The 19,171-nt window shown below is 73.1% G+C and carries 20 protein-coding genes; 3 read left to right on the top strand and 17 right to left on the bottom strand.

Annotated features, from left to right (window positions below):
* Window positions 1–396: 396 nt before the first annotated feature.
* From F593_RS0104025 to F593_RS0104050, 6 genes are all read right to left on the bottom strand, one after another.
* On the bottom strand, window positions 397–729 hold the full coding sequence (locus F593_RS0104025) for a hypothetical protein (protein ID WP_022927474.1): 333 nt from the start codon (window positions 727–729) through the stop codon (window positions 397–399).
* The gene (locus F593_RS0104030; RefSeq protein WP_022927475.1) at window positions 726–3,764 is read right to left on the bottom strand and encodes an RHS repeat-associated core domain-containing protein; all 3,039 of its coding nucleotides are present in this window, start codon (window positions 3,762–3,764) and stop codon (window positions 726–728) included. The genes F593_RS0104025 and F593_RS0104030 overlap by 4 nt, the downstream gene beginning before the upstream one ends.
* Before the next feature lie 459 nt (window positions 3,765–4,223).
* A complete protein-coding gene (locus F593_RS0104035; RefSeq protein WP_022927476.1) occupies window positions 4,224–4,700 on the bottom strand; it encodes a DUF4304 domain-containing protein in 477 nt (158 codons plus the stop codon).
* 41 nt (window positions 4,701–4,741) lie between these two features.
* Window positions 4,742–5,086 (bottom strand): type II toxin-antitoxin system PemK/MazF family toxin, encoded by a 345-nt coding sequence (locus F593_RS0104040; protein ID WP_022927477.1) that lies wholly within the window; start codon window positions 5,084–5,086, stop codon window positions 4,742–4,744.
* Window positions 5,083–5,334, bottom strand: coding sequence for an antitoxin (locus tag F593_RS0104045; protein ID WP_022927478.1), 252 nt, complete (start codon window positions 5,332–5,334; stop codon window positions 5,083–5,085). The genes F593_RS0104040 and F593_RS0104045 overlap by 4 nt, the downstream gene beginning before the upstream one ends.
* An 88-nt stretch (window positions 5,335–5,422) precedes the next feature.
* On the bottom strand, window positions 5,423–6,160 hold the full coding sequence (locus F593_RS0104050) for an SDR family oxidoreductase (RefSeq protein ID WP_022927479.1): 738 nt from the start codon (window positions 6,158–6,160) through the stop codon (window positions 5,423–5,425).
* 136 nt (window positions 6,161–6,296) lie between these two features.
* Between F593_RS0104050 and F593_RS0104055 the strand changes: the two genes are divergently transcribed.
* Window positions 6,297–7,151, top strand: a complete 855-nt coding sequence (locus F593_RS0104055; RefSeq protein ID WP_022927480.1) for a helix-turn-helix transcriptional regulator — start codon at window positions 6,297–6,299, stop codon at window positions 7,149–7,151.
* Window positions 7,152–7,228: 77 nt separating this feature from the next.
* Here F593_RS0104055 and F593_RS22320 read toward each other — a convergent pair whose 3' ends face one another.
* From F593_RS22320 to F593_RS0104070, 3 genes are all read right to left on the bottom strand, one after another.
* Window positions 7,229–9,661 (bottom strand): glycerophosphodiester phosphodiesterase family protein, encoded by a 2,433-nt coding sequence (locus F593_RS22320; protein ID WP_022927481.1) that lies wholly within the window; start codon window positions 9,659–9,661, stop codon window positions 7,229–7,231.
* Window positions 9,662–9,762: 101 nt separating this feature from the next.
* A complete protein-coding gene (locus tag F593_RS0104065; protein WP_022927482.1) occupies window positions 9,763–10,395 on the bottom strand; it encodes an NAD(P)-dependent oxidoreductase in 633 nt (210 codons plus the stop codon).
* Entirely contained in the window at window positions 10,392–11,300 is a 909-nt protein-coding gene (locus F593_RS0104070) for an inositol monophosphatase family protein (protein WP_211216147.1), read from the bottom strand. The genes F593_RS0104065 and F593_RS0104070 overlap by 4 nt, the downstream gene beginning before the upstream one ends.
* Before the next feature lie 39 nt (window positions 11,301–11,339).
* Between F593_RS0104070 and F593_RS0104075 the strand changes: the two genes are divergently transcribed.
* Window positions 11,340–12,263, top strand: coding sequence for a LysR substrate-binding domain-containing protein (locus F593_RS0104075; protein WP_028721416.1), 924 nt, complete (start codon window positions 11,340–11,342; stop codon window positions 12,261–12,263).
* 38 nt (window positions 12,264–12,301) lie between these two features.
* On the opposite strand, the gene F593_RS22325 is transcribed toward F593_RS0104075, so the two are convergent.
* The 5 genes from F593_RS22325 to F593_RS0104100 all read right to left on the bottom strand — a co-directional run bounded on the left by F593_RS22325 (window position 12,302) and on the right by F593_RS0104100 (window position 16,245).
* Complete coding sequence (locus F593_RS22325) at window positions 12,302–13,060, bottom strand: ABC transporter permease (protein ID WP_022927485.1); 759 nt, start codon at window positions 13,058–13,060, stop codon at window positions 12,302–12,304.
* A complete protein-coding gene (locus F593_RS22330; RefSeq protein ID WP_022927486.1) occupies window positions 13,057–13,659 on the bottom strand; it encodes an ABC transporter ATP-binding protein in 603 nt (200 codons plus the stop codon). The genes F593_RS22325 and F593_RS22330 overlap by 4 nt, the downstream gene beginning before the upstream one ends.
* 37 nt (window positions 13,660–13,696) lie before the next feature.
* Window positions 13,697–14,086 carry a type II toxin-antitoxin system VapC family toxin gene (locus F593_RS0104090; protein WP_022927487.1) on the bottom strand — a complete coding sequence of 130 codons (390 nt, stop codon included), beginning with the start codon at window positions 14,084–14,086 and terminating at the stop codon, window positions 13,697–13,699.
* Window positions 14,087–14,106: 20 nt separating this feature from the next.
* A complete protein-coding gene (locus F593_RS0104095; RefSeq protein WP_022927488.1) occupies window positions 14,107–14,346 on the bottom strand; it encodes a type II toxin-antitoxin system Phd/YefM family antitoxin in 240 nt (79 codons plus the stop codon).
* Window positions 14,347–14,421: 75 nt separating this feature from the next.
* A complete protein-coding gene (locus F593_RS0104100) occupies window positions 14,422–16,245 on the bottom strand; it encodes an ABC transporter ATP-binding protein (protein ID WP_084629429.1) in 1,824 nt (607 codons plus the stop codon).
* A 118-nt stretch (window positions 16,246–16,363) separates the two neighbouring features.
* On the opposite strand from F593_RS0104100, the gene F593_RS0104105 reads away from it, so the two are divergent.
* A complete protein-coding gene (locus F593_RS0104105; protein ID WP_022927490.1) occupies window positions 16,364–16,831 on the top strand; it encodes a MarR family winged helix-turn-helix transcriptional regulator in 468 nt (155 codons plus the stop codon).
* Window positions 16,832–16,844: 13 nt separating this feature from the next.
* Here F593_RS0104105 and F593_RS0104110 read toward each other — a convergent pair whose 3' ends face one another.
* The 3 genes from F593_RS0104110 to F593_RS0104120 form a co-directional block, all read right to left on the bottom strand.
* A complete protein-coding gene (locus tag F593_RS0104110; RefSeq protein WP_022927491.1) occupies window positions 16,845–17,813 on the bottom strand; it encodes an alpha/beta hydrolase in 969 nt (322 codons plus the stop codon).
* 211 nt (window positions 17,814–18,024) lie between these two features.
* On the bottom strand, window positions 18,025–18,627 hold the full coding sequence (locus F593_RS0104115; RefSeq protein ID WP_022927492.1) for an HD domain-containing protein: 603 nt from the start codon (window positions 18,625–18,627) through the stop codon (window positions 18,025–18,027).
* Window positions 18,628–18,670: 43 nt separating this feature from the next.
* Entirely contained in the window at window positions 18,671–19,069 is a 399-nt protein-coding gene (locus tag F593_RS0104120; RefSeq protein WP_022927493.1) for a nuclear transport factor 2 family protein, read from the bottom strand.
* Between the last annotated feature and the right edge of the window lie 102 nt (window positions 19,070–19,171).

Here is a 19,171-nt window from a genome sequence, read left to right on the forward strand (position 1 = left end):
GCCTCGCTGAGCAGCGGATGCCCGAAGACCTCGCGCTGACGCTGGGGCGTTGCCGGATCAGCCCTCCGATCCCGGGAATCCGCACTCTGCTGGCCCTCATGCGCCGCGTGACTTGCCGGCACGCGCATGCCCGCCACCCGCGTCTCCGGGTGCCCACCAGAGCAGCAGGGTTGCCGGCACGCTCGGGCACACGGGAGCCCGAATCCATCGCGGACAGTCGGGAGACCCGAGCGCACCCGGCGCAGGGCCTGAAATGACCTCGGGCCGACAACTCGACGTGGCCGGTCGGCCGGCCACCCCTGCGACGGCAACCTCGAACGCCCTCATCAACCCGGCAGGCGGGACGGTCCGCACAAAGATGTCTCGGGGCCGAGGCTCGTTCGGTCAGGTTCGCGCCTAGTCCCTGCCTCCAGAGCCAGTGCGCCACGGAAGATGGTCCCGATTCGTCCCGGAGCTGTAGTACTGGACCTTCGACCCGTCACCCACCGCATCCGCGATTCGGTCCGCCAGATGGAGACCCGCGTCGTCTAGTGCGAGGATCCGTTCAAGATTGGTGCCGGATGGCGCCTTGAGGCTTCGCGGAAGCAGAGGCTCGTACTCGTCCTGCCAGCGAAGGATGTCCCTCTGGAGATCATCGGGAAGGCCCAGTTCGCCCATGTCAACAGGGCCCTCACCAAGTTCAACAATCGAGACTTCATAGAAGTCGGCGAACAGAGTCAGGTACTTCACCGCTTCCCGTCCCGCCTATCGGAGCTCTTCTTATTACGGAAGCTGCGGTGCACGATGGTTCGATCCTCTGGGTTGATGGCGAGTTCGAAGTATCCGTCTCGGGAGTTCACGCCCCCACGCTGTCGAAAGAAGATCGAGCCGTCCTCCTGCAGCCGTGACGGCTGGGCAAAGATTTCGCGATCAAACGAGAACGGGTACCCGTGTCCGACCGGGTCCTTTATCCCCTTGTGGATCGCCGCTGGGTGGTATCGGTACCCGCGGTCAAGAGGCGTATCCGCAATCTCGCGAAGGCCACGACCGATGCGGGTCCCCTTGGTTGCCGTCCGGACAACTGCACCCGCTCCTTTCGCTCCTGCGAGCCCGGTGAAGAGACGTCCGGCGCATCGCCCGACCGTAGTCCCGTCGCACTGGTCGTGCAGCATCGCCTCCCATGCATCGGCACCGTTCGGCCCGACGAGTTCAGCGAAGCCGGCGCCCGTGGCGCGAAGCGTCGCCCCGGGGTCCCTATAGAGCTGTTTCGCATAGTCCACCGTCTCTTTTGCAGCGTCCACGCCGCCCTTCGCCGCCTCGACCTCGAACTCTCCGAGCGCGCGCTGCGGGTTGTCCAGGAAGGAGGACCCGCCACCCCCTGCCGCGGCCTCGGCCACGCGCAGCGGTGGCAACGGCCCGATATGCGACCCCTCGCCCTCTAGCGGACGTCCCTTCGCAAGGAAGCTGTAGTGCTCGGCATTCGCTACGTGCTGCTTGTACTCCTGCCGCTCCGCCTGCCGTCCCGGCGAGTCGGCGCCGTTCGCCTGCGCATCCCGGTTGTGCTTGTCCTTCGGCTCCCGACCACTCACGTACGCCGGAACGTGCCCGTCGTACTCGCTGTACGTCCCCGGGTTCCCCGCCGTGAACGAGTAACGCGAGTTCGTCAACGGGTCGCTCGCCAACGTCAGATCCGCCTCCGGGTCCTCGAAGCGGTCCTGTTGCAGGAACCGGCCCGTGCTGGGCTGGTACGCCCGCGCCTGCATGTCGTAGGTGCCGGTCTCGGCGTCCTTGTAGAAGCCCTGGAAGCGGAACGGGTTCGCCGCCGCCTCGGCCGAGACGTCCTCGTCCTTGCCCACCGGGGCACCGAACGGGTCGGTGTCGTACGTATTGAGCTTCGTCTCGCCGGTCTTGGGGTCCACCTCCGGCGTCGTCTCGCCGGTATCCGGCTTCTCCAGACCGACGACGGAGCCCTGGGCGTCGGTGTCGTACGCGCGCCACTCCTTCGTCGCGCCCGAACCCTTCAGGCGGCCCAGCCGCTCGCCCGACGCGGCGTAGTCGTAGGTCTGCTCGCGGCCGTCGCGACTTTCGCGCGAGAGCTGTTCGGACAGCCCCACGTAGCTGTAGTCGAACGCCACCACGCCCGAGGTCGGGTCGTCCGCTGCCGTCGTGCACGCCGCCTGTGCGCGCGTGCGACCCTCGTTCTCGTCGCCCGCGCCCGCCGGGTCGGCCGCGCCCTCCAGGCCCGTCACGCGCCGGTCGCGGCGATCGAGCGGGTCGTAGCAGAACGCCTGGGTGCCGTTCATCGTGCCGGGGTCGGAGTTGTCGACCTCGCCGTGGGCGCGCTGCTGGCCGGCCGTCTGGCGCTCGAACGTGTCGTAGACGTTGCGATTCTCGACGACCCACGGCGAGTCGTCGCTGCCGGCGCAGCTCGAGGTCGGGGCGTCGGGCGTGATCTCGTCCTTCGGCGACCCACCCTTCTTGGTGGTCGTCTTCCGTGCGGTCTGCGTCTGCGACCCGAACGTGTTGTACGAGAAGCAGTCCGTCTGCGTCGACGCCGACTGCACCGCGTTGGCGTCCTTCGGCGGAACTGCCTTCGAGGTCCGCTCGGCCCGTTCGAGCTGGTCGCCGCGGTAGACGTTGTCGGTCGTGATCGTCGTCTCGACCTCGCCGATGTCGTCCTGCTCGGCCGTGATGACCTCCACCACCTCAGCCGGCCGCCCGGCGCCGTCGATCCCCTTGTAGCGCGTCGACTTCGCCGGGCTCGCGGCCGTCGGGGCGACGTAGTCATCGTCGTCCGGATCCACGTCCTCCGGGATCGCCTCGCCGCTCGCCGTGCGGCGGATGCGGTCCCACTCCGTCAGCTGGTCGCGGGCGTTGTACTTCGACGCCCCGCGCTCGTCCTTCGTGCGGTTGCCGTGCTCGTCGTAGGAGTAGTCGTAGGTCTTCGTGTCGCCCTCGGCCGGGGCGGCGCGGCGGCGGATGAGCTCGCCACGGCTGTTGTAGAAGCGGCTGTCGACGGTGCGCCTGCCGGGGCTGATCGCCGGCTTGGCGGTCGACCGGCGCTCACCCGACGGCCACCACGTCATGTCGGTGGTGCGGTCGGCCTCGCCGCCGAGCGACCCGCCGTCGCGGACGCGCACCTGGGTGTTGCGGTCCTGCTCGTCGTAGGAGTAGGTCGTCGCCTTGCCGCCCTGGTACTCGTCGTCCTCGGCGTCGTACTGTCCGTCGGCCTGAACGGACCGCACGAGGTTCGGGACGCGCCCGAAGTAGCGGAACACCGTGTCCTTGCCGCCGGTCCACGTCTCGTCGACGAGGGTCGGGCGCTCCGCCCGGTCGCGGCCGATGTTCGTCTTGCGGACCTCGAGATCCAGGTCCGACGGCTTGTCGTCCTGCTCCGCGGGCTGGCACTTCTCGGCCTCCTTCGGCGCCGTGTAGTGCATCCAGTCGACGATCTGCGTCAGCGATCCACCGGCGTTGTAGCGGTAGCTGTAGACCTGCTCCTCGCTGCCCCCCGACGTCCGCCGGCCGCACTTCACCCGCAGCTGGCCGGAACGGAAGAAGGAGCGCTGGATCGTGCGCCCGCCGCCGACGCTCGACCACAACGTCTGGTTGCCGAGCTGGTCGTAGTCGTACTTCAGGGGGTCGCCGACCGTCGACAGTGCGGCGCCGGTCCTCGCCCGCGCCTCCGGGCCGGAGGCCGCAAGAGGACACCCCCTCGCCGTGATCACCATCGTGCCGCGCCAGTCGGCGAACGCATGGTTCGGCGCGGGCGCGGCGGGCGGCACGCGCGAGAGCAGGACACCGACACCAACCGTGAGGCGAGAGAACGGACCGGGAGGCCCGCAAGCCGCGAGCGCCCCGCCTACCCCGTTCCGGTCAGTTCACCACTGGCGGTAGCCCGCGGCGATGTTTGCGTTTCGCGCGGTGCGCTGGGCGAGCCCGTTGGGAACCTCCAGCTCCCGGCGGCCGCCGGCCCGCACCGGCGCTGCGCCGCGTCGCACCACCGCCGCAGCGCCTCCCCCAAGCGCGCCGCTCCGGCGCCAGCTGCGGACGGCCCTCGTCTCTCTCGGACGTGGCCGCGGGCCGCACGGTCGGCGTTTGGCAGGCCGATCCACTGGCTGACGAGCGAGTGCCGGCACCGAGCTCGGCGGAGCGTCAGAGCGCCCCCGCCGCACAACATGACGATGGCGACGCGGCGGACGGTCTGGGTCTCGGGCATGCGGCAATGCTGGTAACCACCCCCTTCAGAGGGGATCAAGAACGTCGCGCGCCTCGTCGGACCAGATGGGGAGGTGCGCGAGCGGGCCGGACGCCACCATCTCCCTCAGTGCATCGACCGTCGAGGCGTCCGCGCAGAACGGCAGAACACGTTCGGAGATGAAGTGGCACAGCCCCTCGCGCCGTTCCTCTGGTGGCACGTCGGACTCCGCGTCCAGGAGCGCGGAGATGTGCTGCTCCTCCGCGGCGAACATCCCCTCGGCCCGGGCTCGGATGTGCGCGTCATTCGGTCTTGGATACCGCTCGTGGCCTCCATCCACGGTCGTCAGGCAGAAGCCGACGTTCCAATAGAACGAAGCGGCGTACTGCGACTTCTGCAGCGAGAAGACGACAATCACCTCGGAAGATCGGACGTACCACAACGCCCCCTTCCGCTCGACGCCGGCTCGCTTCATGCAGGCAGCGAAGGCGGCACGAACTTCTTTGCTGGTGGTCTCCGTCATCACGGGCGATCGTACGTATCGACCCGCGTAGTCCAGCCGTCTCACGCCTGATGCGTGAGGAGCCGCAGCCGCCGGGCGATCTCCTGCCGCGGCTCGAGCGGCAGCTCCCCGAGGCGCTTGATCAGCCGGTGGCGGGAGAGCGCGCGGGTCTGCTCGGGCATCGCGTAGGACACGCGGCGCGGGGTCTGGTTCGGAATCTCGACGCGCACGTGGAGCTTCGGCCCCGGGGTGGTGGTGAGCGGGACGGCGAGCACGATCTGCAGCGGCGTGTCGTTGAACTCGTTCCGGGTGAGGACGAGCACCGGCCGCGTCTTCTGCACCTCGCCGCCGACCACGGGATCGAGGTTGGCGAGCCAGACCTCACCCTGCTTCGGGGTGGTGGTCACGCGTTGGCGCTCAGGCCGTCGCCCGCGACGGCCTCCCAGTCGGCGAGCTCCTCTTCGTAGGCGCGACGCTGATCGGCGGGCAGGCTCCGCAGGTCCTCCGCCCACTCCCGAACCTCGTCCTGCTCCTCCGCCTGGGCGGCGAGCTCGTCGAGGATCGCCCCCGTCGAGACGCCTCGGCGCTCGGAGAGCCTGCGGAGGCGGTCGCGGGTGTCGACGCTGACCCGGACGGTGGTCGTCGGAGCGCCCATGGGGCGAGTGTAGACGGCCCGTCTACACGTGTCCACGGGCCCTCGTGACTTGCCGGCCGCCGCCGACCGCGCCCGCCCCGTGCCTCCCTCAGTGCCCGCTCAGCGCCGCCACCATCTGCGCGTGCGTCCCCCGCGCCTCGGCGAAGCGCAGCGGGTGCACGTTCTCCACGAGCACCTCGTCCGCGTCGGGGTGCGCCGCGAGCAGCTCCATGACCTCGTCGGCGAAGGCGTCCAGCGGCATGCCGCCGAAGTCGCCCGCCATCAGGTCGGTGTCGACCGCCGGCGGGACGAGCTCGATGACCTGGAGCGGCGTGTCGGACAGCTGGACGCGCAGGCTCTGGGTGAAGGAGTGGACCGCCGCCTTCGTGGCGTTGTAGGTGGGCGTCATCGCGAGCGGGACGAACGCCAGGCCGGACGACACCGTCATCAGCACGCCGTCGGGGCGGGCGGTCAGGTGGGGGACGAACGCCGCGATCGTTCGGATCGTGCCGAGCAGGTTCGTCGCGATCGTGGCCTCGCTCGTCTCGAGGAAGCCCGGGCCGTGGAGGTCCTCCGGGACCATGATGCCCGCCATCGCCACCACGACGTTGAGCTCGGGGTGCGTGCGCAGCAGCTCGTCGCGGGCGGCCTCGATCGACGCGGGATCGGCCACGTCGACCGCCACGGCGGCCATCCCGTCGTGCTCGGCGACGATGCGGTCCAGCAGCTCGCGGCGGCGTCCGCCGACGATCACGACGTTGCCGGCGGCGTGCAGCCGCTGGGCCAGCGCGAGCCCGATGCCCGACGTGGCGCCGGGGATGAAGATGGTGTTGCCGGTGGTCTGCATGGTGGTCCTCCGTGGACAGGGCTGGGGTGCCCGATGGACCCAGGATGCGCCCGCGCGCCGGCAGGCGAAAGAGGAGCGTGGATCCATGGATCGGCGATCCCTGGTTGCGGGGGCGCGCACCCGGCACGATGTCCCCATGGACCGGGACGGACTCGCGGACTTCCTCCGCCGACGGCGCGAGACGCTGCAGCCGGGCGACGTCGGCATGACGGTCGGCCCGCGCCGCCGCGCGACGGGCCTGCGCCGCGAGGAGGTCGCGAGCCTCTCCGGGATGTCCACGGACTACTACGCCCGGCTGGAGCAGCGCCGCGGCCCGCGGCCGTCCGAGCAGATGCTCCTGGCGATCGCCCGCGGCCTGCGGCTGTCGATCGACGAGCGCGACCACCTCTTCCGCCTGGCCGGCCACACCCCGCCGGTGCGCTCGCGGCGCTCGGACCACGTCAGCCCGCCGCTCATGCGGGTCTTGGACCGGCTGGAGGACACGCCCGCGCTGATCCTCTCCGACCTCGGCGAGACGCTGGTCCAGAACCGGCTCGCGGTGGCGCTGCTCGGCGACCACTCGCGGTTCACGGGTCCGGAGCGCTCGGGCTTCTACCGCTGGTTCACCGACCCGGACGAGCGGCGGCGCTACCCGGAGGACGCCCACGAGCACCAGACGCGGCAGCAGGCGGCGGGCCTGCGGGCCGCGGTGACCCTGCGCGGCGACGACCCGCGCGCCGGCGAGCTCGTCGCCGACCTGCTCGCCCGCAGCCCGGAGTTCGCGGCGGTCTGGGACCTCCACGAGGTGGGCCAGCGGTTCGACGAGCACAAGACCCTGATCCACCCCGAGCTCGGCCCGATCGAGGTCGACTGCCAGGTGCTCCTGACCCAGGACCAGGCGCAGGTGCTGCTCGTGCTGACGGCACCGCCGGGGACCGCGGGCTACGAGCAGCTGCAGCTCCTGTCGACGATCGGGACGGAGCGGTTCGGCACCGCCCCGTCCGGGGTGTAGCGGCGCGACGCCCCGTCAGGGCTGTCGCGGCGCGGCACGCACCCGAACCGCACCGCCGGGCGCAGGTCGCCCGAGCCTCAGCCGAACCGCACCGCCACCTTCGCGGCCTTCGCGCCCGTCCCGATCCGCAGGGTGTAGCGGCCCTGCGTGATCGTCCGCGTGCGCACGAGGCGGCGCAGCGGGCCCTTCGCGTAGACGCGGCCGCTGCGGGTCAGGCGGGCCGTGGTGCGCGACGAGGTCTTGGTCTTCGTGCAGGAGATGGTGCGCGTGGAGACGCTGCAGCGCAGGCCGCTGTTGCGCACGACGGTCACGCGGTCGCCCTTCGGACCCTTCGCGCCGGTCTTGCCCTTCGGGCCGGCCGGGCCGCGGGCGCCGGTGTTGCCCTTCGGGCCCTGGGCGCCGTCCTTGCCGTTCGTGCCCGGATCGCCCTTGTCCCCCTTGTCGCCCTTCTCCGGCGTGCTCGGCGCGGGGGTCTCGCCCTCGCCCGCGCCCTCCGCGACCTGCAGCGCGGCGGCGTCACCGTCGAGCAGCGCGAACACGTCGGCCGTCAGCGAGGCCTCGGCCTTGGTCAGGCGGGCGCGGAACGCGGCCCAGCGGCGCTCGACCGCCAGCGGCAGCAGCGCCGCGCGCAGGTCCGTCGGGATGCCGCGCAGGGTGGCGACGAGCGAGGCCACGCCGGTGCTCGTCGCGCGGACCGTGAACCGCGACTCGGCGGTCGCGGGCTGGCCGGCCGCGCCCGGGGCGCTCACGCGCAGGACGTGCTCGCCGAGGGCCAGCGCGTCCGGGTCAATCGTGTCTCCGGGGGCGATCGGCTTGCCGTCGAGGGTGGCCTCGATCGACGTGTCGCCCTCGGCGTCGAGCGCCAGGGAGACCTGCTCGCCGCGGGTCAGCTCGGCGCCGTCCTTCGGGGCGAGGATCGCGGCCGTCGCGGGCTTGGCCGGGGCGGCAGCGCCGCCCTGGGCGTAGCGCAGGTTCCAGCCGACGAGCTCGCCGGCGCGGTTGGTGATGATGCCGTCGACACCCAGATCGCGGAGCGTCAGCCAGTCCGCCGGGCTGTCGACGGTGTAGGGCATGACGGCGATGCCGGCGTCGTTCAGGGCCTGGACGACCTCGGGCTTGCCGCGCAGCGCCGCGGCGGACGGGTTGTACGAGACGACGCCGAGCTCCTTCGCCGTCGCAACGGGGTCGGCGTCGAGCCCGCCGCGCAGGATCATCGTCGGGATGTTCGGCTCGTAGGCCTTCGCCCAGCGGACGATGTTGTCGTCGAAGCTCTGGATGACGGTGCGGCGGACCATCCCCTTCGCGCGGACGTGGTCGATGATGTTCCGGACCTCGGCCTCCGTCTCGGGGGACTTGATCTCGAGCAGCAGCTTCGCCGTGCCGCCCTTGACCACGTCGAGCTGCGAGTCGAGGCTGGGCAGCGGCTCCTTCTCGAACGCCGAGCCGAACCAGGATCCGGCGTCGAGGCCCTGGAGGTAGCTCGACGTCAGTGTCGCCAGCGCGCCGGTGCCGTCCGTGGTCCGGTCGACGGTGTCGTCGTGGATGATCCACGGCTCGCCGTCGGCGTTCGTGGCGACGTCGTCCTCGACGAAGTCCGCGCCGGCACGCGAGCCGATCGCCATCGCGGCGTTCGTGTTCTCCGGCGAGACGGAGGAGTAGCCGCGGTGCGCGACGACCTTCGGCACGGCCGTCGCGTCGTTGGGCAGCACGAGGGAGGGCGCCGCCAGCGGCGTCACCGTGATGTCGTCGAACTGCACCTTCGCGCCGTTGGCCACGAGACCCAGGCCACCGTCCTCCGAGCGGAACAGCGTGTTGGTGGTCTGCACCTTCGCGCCGTTGAAGAACCACGTCGCGCTCGTGCCGTGCACCTCGATGGCGACCTTGACGTCGGTGCCGACGCCCGCCGCCGTCGGGGCCGCCGCGGTGTTCGTCACCGACCACTGGTTCGTGGGGGTGCGCTGGGCGAACTCCGTGCCGTTCGTGGCCGTGGTGTTCGACCGCATCGCCGCCTGCCCCCAGGGCGCGACGCCCGTCGCGGGCATGTCGAGCGCGAGCGCGAGCCAGCGGTTCCCGTCGACGACGGACTCGAAGCGGACCGTCGCCTCGAAGCGGTAGTCCTCGAGGTGCGGGCCGAACGCGATCGTCGAGACCTGGCCGCTGTTCGCGGAGCGGCCGATCAGGCGCCCGTTTTCGACGTCCCACGTGCCCGAGCCGGCGCCCGGCGTCCAGCCGTCGGGGACCTTGCCGTCGTCGAAGGTCTCGGAGACGACGGGGCTGCCCGCGGGGGTGTCGGCGCGGCGGGCGGCGGTGGGCGTGGCGGCGGACTGCGCGGTGGCGCCGGCCGGCACGGACGGGTCGACGTTCGACGGGTCCGCGGTGTGCGCGGCGGCGGTCGGTGCGGGGGTGGCGGCGTGGGCCGCGCCGGGGAGCGCGACGGGGACAGCGAGGAGGGCGGCGGCCGCGAGGGTGGTGCGGAGCGACGCTGGGGGAGCGATACGGGGGAAGGACATCCCCGCCGACGCTAGGTCCGGGGGGCGTCGGCCATGTGGCGCGGACGTGACGAACGGGTGACCGGGCGGTTACCGGCGCTACCCGCACGCCCCTCGCCCGCTCACCGACCGAGCGGCACCCGGATCCCCGCCCGCGGCGTCGCGGCCTCCGCCTCGTCGAGCATCGCGGCGGCGACCGTCGCGCGGCTCACCGGGCGGGGGAACAGACGCCGCGGCGCGTCCGCGAGGTCGACCGTCCGGCGGGCGCTCGACAGCGCGCCGTTCGTCAACGGTCCCGCGTGGAGGACGGTGCCGCCGGCCGCGACGACGAGGCGGTCGGCTGCCGCCTTGTCCTCGAGCTCGCCGCGGAGCGCCAGGCGCAGGAGGGCGCGGGTGGGCGCACCGGCGGGTCCGGCCGAGTCACCCGTCCCGAACGCGCCGAGCCAGACGACCCGCGGCACCCCCGCGGCGACGACGGCGCGGGCCCCCGCGGCAAGGATCTGCGGACCGCCGCCGGGTCGGTTCCCGAGCGCCGAGACGACGACGTCGCTGCCGTCCAGCGCCGCGGCGAGCCCGTCCGGATCGTGGACGTCACCCGCCGCGCGCAGCAGCAGGTCGTGGTCCGGCACGTCGATTCTCGTCGGGTCGCGGGCGACGGCCACGACGGAGTGGCCGCGCTCCAGCGCCTGCCCGACGAGCAGCACGCCCGTCGCGCCGGAGGCGCCGAGGACGGCGATGGTCACGGAGCGGCTCATGCGACGGCCGCGAGGACGTCGGCGGTCGCGGCGTGCACGCCCGGCGCGGCGGCCAGGACGTCGCGCACCCCCGGTCGCCACGGGGTCCCGTCGGGGCCCGTCACCCGGCCGCCGGCCTCCTGCACGACCAACGCGCCCGCGGCGATCCCGGGCAGGACCGCCTCGTACTGCCAGAACGCGTCGAGGTGCCCGCCCGCGACGAGGAGCAGCGGGAACGTCGACGGGACGGTCGCGCGGACGAGGACCGCGTGGCCGAGCATCGCGGTGATGGAGTCGCCGATCCGCCGGTAGCTCGCCGTCTGCCCGGCCTCGGCCTGGCCCGTCGCGACGAGGGCTGCGGCGAGGCCGTCCTTCGTCGACACGCGCAGCGGCCGGCCGTCGCGCTCGGCCCCGCCGCCGCGGAGCGCCGTCGTGGTGCGGTCGAGCACGGGCTCGCGGACGGCGGTCAGGACGGGCACGCCGTCGCGCAGGAGCGTCGCGGTCACCCCCCACTCCGGCATGCCGTGGACGTGGTTGACGTTGCCCTCGACCGCGTCGACCGCCCACCACTCGCCGGGCGGCAGCGCCGCCGTCTCGAGCTCGCCCTCGGCCCACCCGGCGTCGGGACGCAGCGCCGTGAGCGCCGGCCGGAGGATCGCCGCCGACGTGGCCTCGTTGGCCTCGAGCGCCGCGAAGAGCTCGTCGCGATCGCCGGCCCGGGCGGCCGGGTCGTAGCGCCGCAGGAGGGCGGCGCCGGCGGCGGTGACGGCCGCGACGACCTCGGCGAGCAGCCGCGCGTCGTCGGGGTCTGCGGACGGGTTGCCGAACGCGGCGGTGCGGTCGGTGGGCTGGTGCGTGGTGCTGATCATCGGGAGCTCCGGGAAGTCGGGCGTGCTGGTCCATTCATCGTGCTCCGGGGCAGGCATAACCACAAATGCATGTTCGGTAGGTTGAGATTTACCGTGGTGCACTTGGATCTGAACCTGCTCGTGGCCCTCGACGCCCTGCTCGAGGAGGGCAGCGTCGGCGGCGCCGCGGCGCGGCTGCACCTCTCGTCCCCGGCGATGAGCCGCACGCTCGGACGGATCCGCACCGTCACGGGCGACCAGATCCTCGTCCGCACGGGGCGCACGATGACCCCCACGCCCTTCGCCCTCGGGGTGCGCGAACGGGTCCACGCCCTGGTGGTCGAGGCGCAGACCGTCCTCGCCCCGGAACGCGACCTCGACCTGTCGACCCTCACGCGCACGTTCACCGTGCAGGCCCACGACGCGGTGACGACGGCGATCGGCCCACTCCTGCTCGAAGCCGTCCGCACCCAGGCCCCCGGCGTGGCGCTGCGGCTGCTGCCCGAGCGGGCCGTCGACACCCTCGAGCTCAAGCACGGTCACCTCGACCTCGAGATCGGCTCCGCGACGAACGTGCTGCCCGAGATCCGCACGCAGACGCTCCTGGAGGACCGCCTCGTCGTCGCCCTGCGCGCGGGCCACGACCTGGCCGCGCGGGAGCTGACCCCGGAGCGGTTCGCGGCGGCCGACCACGTGATCGTCTCCCGCCGGGGTCGCCTGACCGACCCCATCGACGACCTGCTCGAGGCGCAGGGCCTGCGGCGCCGCGTCCTGGCGACCGCCCCGACGAGCACCGCCGCCCTGCACTTCGCGGCCGCGGGCGACCCCGTCGTGGTCGTCTCGGAACGGCTGTGCCGCCCGACGATCGCGGCCCTGGGCCTGCGCACCGCGCCCGTCCCGCTGGACGTACCGCCCGTGCCGCTCGTCGTCGCGTGGCACGAGCGCTACGAGGGCGACCGGGCCCACGCGTGGCTGCGGTCGGTCGTCGCCGGAGCGGTCGAGCGGGTGGCCGGCGGTGACCCCGGCCCGGACGCGGCCTGAGTCGGGCCCGGCCCTTCGCCGCGCGGGGTCGTTCCCCCTCAGCCCGCGGGCGGCACCACCACGCGCTCCCCCGGGGCCGTCACCCGCCGGCGGATGGCCTCGGAGATCACGAGTGCCGCGAGCAGCTCGACGGCCAGGAGCGCGAGCAGGACGACGAGCTGGACCCGGGCCGCGGTCGCCGGGCTCGCGCCGCCGAGCACCAGGCCGACGAAGGTGCCCGGCAGCGTCACGAGCCCGACACTGCGCGTCTGGTCGATCGCGGGTACGAGCCCGGTGACCATCGCGGTGCGGATCGTCGGGCGCAGGGCCGTGCGCACGTCGTCGCCGAGGGCGAGGCGGGTCTCGATGACGTCCTGCTCGTCGCGCAGGCCCTCGAGCAGCCGGCGGCCCGTCAGCGTGGTGGCGGCCATCGCGCCGCCGATGAGGATGCCGGCCGTCGGCACGATCGCCCGCGGCGCGGCCTCGAACGCGCCGACGGCGAGCAGCAGGCCGGTGGCGGCCAGGGCGGGACCGGCGATGGCGGCGGCCGCAAGGCGGCGGGACCCGGCGATCGTCCGCAACCGTCCCCCGGCCGTGATCGCGGCGGCGAGCACCATCAGGGCGACGAACGCGACCGCGAGCTCGGGGACCCGGAAGACCGCCGCGATGAGTCCGCCGACGACCGCGAGCTGCGCCGTGGCGCGAGCCGCCGCGACGACGATCTCGCGCCCCAGACCGAGACCGAGGCGCGCGGCCAGCACGGCGGCGAGCCCCGCGAACGCGAGGGCGGCGACGACCTGGGCGACCGCCTGGCTCACGCGGCGCTCCCGTCCAGCGCCACGCAGCGGTCGGCCACCCGGCGCGCGAGCGGCAGGTCGTGGGTCGCCAGGCAGACGGCCAGCCCGCCGTCGGCAAGCGCCCGCAGGGCGTCGACGACCAGCAGCGCCACGTCGTGGTCCAGCGCGGCCGTCGGCTCGTCCAGGAGCAGCGCCTCGGGACGGCGCACCAGGGCGCGGGCGATCGCGACCCGGGCCCGCTCGCCGCCCGAGAGCGCGTGGGCGTCGCGGTCGTGGAACGTGGCGTCGAGGCCCGCGGCACGCAGCGCGTCGTGCGCCGCCGCGGACGACAGCGGCGCGTCGAGCCCGTAGGCGAGGTTGTTCCGCACCGTGCCGGGGAGCATCACCGGCGTCTGGGCGACGAGCCCGACCCGGCGGCGCAGCGCCCGCGGGTCGAGGTCCGCGACGGGCACCCCGTCGAGGCTGATCGCCCCGGCGTCAGGCGCGAGCAGGCGGACGACGCACCGCAACAGGCTGCTCTTCCCCGCACCCGAGGGGGCGATGAGTGCCGTGACCTCGCCCGGCGGCACGCGCAGCTGCGCGCCGTCGAGGACCGTGCGGCCGTCGCGGGCAAGCCGCACGCCGCGGGCGAGGAGGCCCCGGTCGGCGGCGCCGGTCTCACCCCACCTCGACAGCGACGACCTCGAGCCCCTCGATACCGTCGAAGTCCCGAGCGTTCGTCGTGTAGACGGGCAGCCCGTGGGCCAGAGCCGTCGCGGCGATCAACGCGTCGTAGGCGCGCGCGGCGGGCTTGCGCCCCGACGCGCGCAGTGAGGCCGCGACGCGCCCGAAGACCCGTGCGGCGCGATCATCGAACGGCAGCGGATCAAAATCCGCCTCCGCCTGCTGCAGATGGGCCTGGCGCACCAACCGCTCGTGCCGGTCGTCGGTCACGAGCGGCCCGACGGAGAGCTGCGCGAGCGTGATCGCGGTGATCAGCGGCTCCTGGGGCAGCGCCTCAGGAGCGCTCAGCCGCGGCAGTTGGATGACGGTGGACGTGTCGAGCACGCCCCGCTCGTGACGCGGACTCACAAGGACGGGTCCAGCACGGCATCGAGGTCACGACGCAGCGCATCCGGATCGCCGGTGGGCAGACCGCGCCACCGCGCGAGCAGCGCCTCGGCCGAGAGCGGCACGGGGGGAACCGGGCGGAGCGTTGCGACCGGGCGCCCGTCCCGCGTGACGGTCACACCTTCGCCGCGCGACACCCGGTCGACGACCTCGCCCCCCTGGTTGCGGAGGTCGCGGATCGAAACGCTGCTCTCCATGCGCCCACCGTATCACCGGTGAGACCCGAGGTCGAGGATGTCGTCGGCCTCGGTTCGTGCCCGGGCGACACACCCCTACGCCGGCAGCGTCTGCCCCTCGCGGTCGCGCTCCACGAGCGCCGCGTAGTGCCCGCTGAGCGCGAGCAGCTCGTCGTGGCTGCCCTGCTCCACGATCCGCCCCTTGTCCAGGACGACGATCCGGTCGGCATCGCGGACGGTCGAGAGGCGGTGGGCGATGGCGATCGTGGTGCGGTCCTCGGAGAGGCGCTCCAGGGCCTGCTGGACCGCGTGCTCCGTGCGGGTGTCGAGCGCGCTCGTGGCCTCGTCCAGGACGAGCACCGGCGGGTTGCGCAGCATCGCGCGGGCGATCGCCAGGCGCTGCTTCTCGCCGCCGGAGAACCGGTAGCCGCGCTCGCCGACCACGGTGTCGTAGCCGTCGGGGAGCGCCGCGATCAGCTCGTGGATCTGCGCGGCCTTCGCGGCCTCGACGAGCTCGTCGTCCGTAGCGTCGGGCTTGGCGAAGCGCAGGTTGTCGCCGACGGAGGAGTGCAGCAGGTAGGTCTCCTGCGCCACCACGCCGACCAGCCCCGAGCGGTCGTCCTGGGAGAGGTCGCGCACGTCGACCCCGTCGATCGTGACCCGGCCCTCGTCCACGTCGTACATGCGCCCGACGAGGTAGCCCAGCGTCGTCTTGCCCGAGCCCGTCTCGCCCACGATCGCGAGCGTGCCGCCGGCGGGCACCTCCAGGTCGATGTCGTCCAGCGTCTTCCCGCTGCGCTCGTCGTAGGCGAAGGAGACGTGCTCGAACCGCACGGCGCCGCGGGCGGTCGCGGGATCGAGGCGCACGGGGTGCTCCGGCTCGCGCACGTCGATCGGCGTGTCGAGGTACTCGAAGACGCGCGTGAACAGCGCGAGCGAGGACTGCACCTCGACGCCCAGGCGCAGCAGCGTGACCATCGGCATCAGCAGCCGGGTCTGCAGCGTCGTGAACGCGACGAGGGTGCCGATCGTGACGAAGGTGCCGCCGTTCGCGCTCGTGTAGCCGGCGATCCAGTAGACGAGCGCGGGCATCGCGGCGAACGCGACCTGCACCGAGGCCATGCGCCACCGGCCCGCCATGGCCGAGCGCACCTCGAGGTCGGCGACCGTCGAGGACGAGTCGGCGAAGCGCGAGACGAGGTCGGGCGCCCGGCCCATGGTGCGGGTGAGGACGATGCCCGAGACGGACAGCGACTCCTCGACGATCGCCGACATGTCGGCCAGGCGCTTCTGGCGCTGCGTGACGATCTTTCGCCGCATCCGGCCGACCGTGCGGGTGAGCCACACGAACAGCGGGACGACCGCGAGCGTGGCCAGCGCCAGGCGCCAGTCGAGGAACAGCATCGCCGTCAACGTGGCCGCCACCGTGGTGAAGGAGGACACGAGGCTGGTGACGGTCGAGGTGACGACGCCCTGCATGCCACCGATGTCGTTGGCGATCCGCGACTGCACCTCGCCGGAGCGCGTGCGCGTGAAGAACGCGAGCGACATCTTCTGCAGGTGGTCGTAGACCTTCGTGCGCAGGTCGTGCATGACCCGCTGGCCGACGGTGTTCGACAGCAGCGTCTGCCCGACGTCGAGCGCCGACCCGATGATCGCCGCGCCGACCATGCCCAGCACGAGCCACGTCAGCAGCGTCGTGTCGCGGTCGGGCAGGGCGACGTCGACGATCTCGCGGATCAGGAACGGCTGCGCCAGGCCGAGGATCGCCGACAGGAAGATGAGCCCCGCGACCATCGCCACGCGGCGGGAGTAGGGGCGGAAGAGCGCGACGATGCGGCGCAGGTCGAGCGACTCGTCGCTCTTGGTGATGGCGCGCACCGGGCGCGGGCCTGAGGGGGTGGGGTTCGTCTCGTCCATCGCGAACGGCTCCTTCGTCGCGACCGCCGCGTCCACGGCGATTCAGTGAGGGGTGCTCAGTACTCTAGCAAGTACTGAGTCAAACTCACAATGCGTGGGGTTCAGTATGCTCATGCCCATGTCCGACGCTCCCCACGCGCCGGCCGACGTGGACGCCGATGTCGCCACCCTGGGCGAGCAGCTCTCCCGGGCCGCCCGCGCCATCCACGTGCAGTCGCGTGAGCTGCTGGCCCCCCTCGGGATCACCCCCGCGGCCGCCCGCGCGCTGCGCACCCTGGCCCGCCACGGCGAGCCGCTGCGGATGGCCGACCTGGCCGAGCGCATGCACGTGGTGCCGCGCACCGTGACGACCCTCGTCGACGCGCTGGAAGAGGCCGGGCTCGTGGAGCGGCGGCCCGACCCGCACGACCGGCGCTCGACGCTGGCGTGCCTCACCCCGCGCGGCGAGGAGCGGCTGGAGCAGATGCGCCGTGCCCGCCACGAGGCGACCGGCGAGCTGCTCTCCGCCCTCTCCGACGAGGAGCGGGAGCAGCTCGGTGGGCTGCTGCGCAAGCTCGACCTGGAGCGGCGCGAGCGGCCCTGCTGAGGCGACCCCGCCCTTAGGCCAGGGCGCCGCCGAGGAACCCGATGGTCTGCGCGATCGCGCCCGCCGCGGCGTTCGTCTCGCGCAGCGCGTCGAGCATCATGAAGTCGTGCAGCGCGCCGTTGTAGCGGGTGGCGGTCACGTCGACCCCGGCGGCCCGCAAGCGCCGCGCGTAGGCCTCGCCCTCGTCACGCAGCACGTCGGCCTCGGCGTTGATGACGAGCGCCTTCGGCAGGCCGGCGAGCTCCTCGTCCGTCGCCCGCAGCGGGCTGGCGGTCGACTGCGCGCGCTCCTCGGGGTCCGTCGTGTACTGGTCCCAGAACCACTGCATCCCGTCGCGGCGCAGCCAGTAGTTCTCGGAGAACTGGTGGTAGCTCTCGGTGTCGAAGCTCGCGTCGGTGACGGGGTACAGCAGCGCCTGGGCGAGGAACGACACGTCGCCGCGCTGCTTGGCCATGATCGTCAGGGCCGCCGACATGTTGCCGCCGACGGAGTCGCCGCAGATCGCGATCCGCGTGCCGTCGAGACCCGCCTCCGCGCCGCTCGTTCCAATCCACTGCGCGACGGCGTAGGACTCCTCGATCGCGACGGGGTAGCGCACCTCGGGGGAGAGGCTGTACTCGGGGAACACGACCGCGGCCCCCGTCCCGACGGCGAGCTCCCGCACGAGCCGGTCGTGCGACGCGGCGTTGCCGAACACCCAGCCGGCGCCGTGGATGTAGAGGATCACGGGCAGCGTGCCGCCGGCGCCCTCGGGCTTGACGATGCGCACGCGCACCTCACCCGTGGGCCCGCCGGTCACGGTGCGCCACTCCTCCTGCACCGGCGCCTTGTAGACGCCCTCGCCTGACTGGGTCTGGTCGACGAGCTTGCGACCCTCGACGGGACCGAGGTCGGCGAGGTGGGGCGGGTCGGCGGTGGCGGCGGCGAACGCCTGGGCGGCGGGCTCGAGGACGACGGCCGGGACGGTGGTCTGATCGGACACGGGGGCTCTCTTCGGATCGGATGCTGGGCGAGCGGAACGCTCGGCGGCGAGTATCCGGCGGGACCGCCCGCGGACCTAGTCGTGTCGCCACCGCTGCCAGCAGCCGTCGTGATCGCTGCCGCCGCGGCGCGTCGCGGGGCCGTTCGGCGCCCCGTCCGTGACCGTCACCCGCCCGTGACGTCGGCCACCGCCCCGCGCCCGATGGCGACCGTCAGTCCCGGTCGAACGGGTGGTCGGCCAGGTGCGTGGCGAGGCCGCACCGCACGAGCCGGTGGGCCGCGGTGGTGGGTTTGCGCGCCGCCTGGTCCTCGACGCTCGCGGTGAACTCCTCCGCCAGACCCAGGCGCGGATAGGCCTCCAGGACCTCGCGGAGGAAGGGCCGGGGCAGGGCGTCGGGCCGGTCGCCCGAGATGTCCAGGCCGGTCGCGATCTCGAGGAGGTGGCCCTCCACGTCCACCTCGGGGTCGACGGACGGCCAGTTGTGGCGCACGATCACGTCGAGGACCCGCCGCCGCCGCTCGGGCGTCCACCCGGCGCCGGTGGTCAGCGCGACGGCGACGTGGCCGCCGGCCTCCTCGTAGGCGAGGACGGCGTTGTCGAAGGCCGTGGTGATCCCGATGTCGTGCAGCAACGCCGCCGTGTAGAGCAGCTCGTGGTCGACGTCCTCCCGCCCCTGGATCCGCGCGAAGGCCTCGGCCCACAGCCACGACCGGATCACGTGGTGGAGCAGCGCGGGCGAGTGGTAGGCGGTCGCGAGCTGCAGCGCCGCGCGCGCCGCCTGCGTGTCCGGCGGGGAGAAGTCGTTCAGGCGCACGGCGCGATGCTCCCAGGAGAGCGGGGGGTCGTCGGTCCGCGCCTCAGCCCGGCCCGCCGCCGTCCTGCGGGGGTGCGTCGAGGAACGTCCACAGACGGTCGATGCGGCCGTCGCGGAACGTCGCCACGTCCATCCCGTGCACGGCGGGGGGACCGTCCGGGGGCCCGAAACCCCAGCCGATGCGGCCGAGCCCGTCGACGACGGCGGGCTCGGCCTCGACGACGAACCGGAAGTTCGGCGGGACGTCGTCGAGGATGCGCCCGACCGCCGCGTCGACGGCGTCGCGGCCCTGGACCGTGCCGCCGGCCTCGGCGAAGCGGGTGTCCGCCACGTAGAGCTCGTCGATGACCGCCCGGCGCCGCGCGGGGTCGCGCTCACCGAAGACCTCGAGCAGGTTGCGCCGCAGGATCGCGGTCGGGTCGTCATGGGGGACGTCGGTCATGGGGACTCCTGCGGCTGGGTGACGGGTCGCGGGCCATCGTCGGTGGTCGCGGTTCCCGCAGCAAGTCGGATCGACGATGCCGCCAGCACCCGTCGCGATGGC

This window comes from Patulibacter americanus DSM 16676 (assembly GCF_000420025.1).
Lineage (GTDB): Bacteria > Actinomycetota > Thermoleophilia > Solirubrobacterales > Solirubrobacteraceae > Patulibacter > Patulibacter americanus.

Coding starts and splice junctions, on each gene's coding strand:
- F593_RS0104055 (WP_022927480.1), top strand. CDS start 6,297: ATGGACCGGGACGGACTCGCGGACTTCCTCCGCCGACGGCGCGAGACG.
- F593_RS22320 (WP_022927481.1), bottom strand. CDS start 9,661: ATGTCCTTCCCCCGTATCGCTCCCCCAGCGTCGCTCCGCACCACCCTC.
- F593_RS0104095 (WP_022927488.1), bottom strand. CDS start 14,346: ATGGAGAGCAGCGTTTCGATCCGCGACCTCCGCAACCAGGGGGGCGAG.
- F593_RS0104105 (WP_022927490.1), top strand. CDS start 16,364: ATGTCCGACGCTCCCCACGCGCCGGCCGACGTGGACGCCGATGTCGCC.
- F593_RS0104100 (WP_084629429.1), bottom strand. CDS start 16,245: ATGGACGAGACGAACCCCACCCCCTCAGGCCCGCGCCCGGTGCGCGCC.
- F593_RS0104070 (WP_211216147.1), bottom strand. CDS start 11,300: ATGCCTGCCCCGGAGCACGATGAATGGACCAGCACGCCCGACTTCCCG.
- F593_RS0104050 (WP_022927479.1), bottom strand. CDS start 6,160: ATGCAGACCACCGGCAACACCATCTTCATCCCCGGCGCCACGTCGGGC.
- F593_RS0104120 (WP_022927493.1), bottom strand. CDS start 19,069: ATGACCGACGTCCCCCATGACGACCCGACCGCGATCCTGCGGCGCAAC.
- F593_RS0104065 (WP_022927482.1), bottom strand. CDS start 10,395: ATGAGCCGCTCCGTGACCATCGCCGTCCTCGGCGCCTCCGGCGCGACG.
- F593_RS0104045 (WP_022927478.1), bottom strand. CDS start 5,334: ATGGGCGCTCCGACGACCACCGTCCGGGTCAGCGTCGACACCCGCGAC.
- F593_RS0104035 (WP_022927476.1), bottom strand. CDS start 4,700: ATGACGGAGACCACCAGCAAAGAAGTTCGTGCCGCCTTCGCTGCCTGC.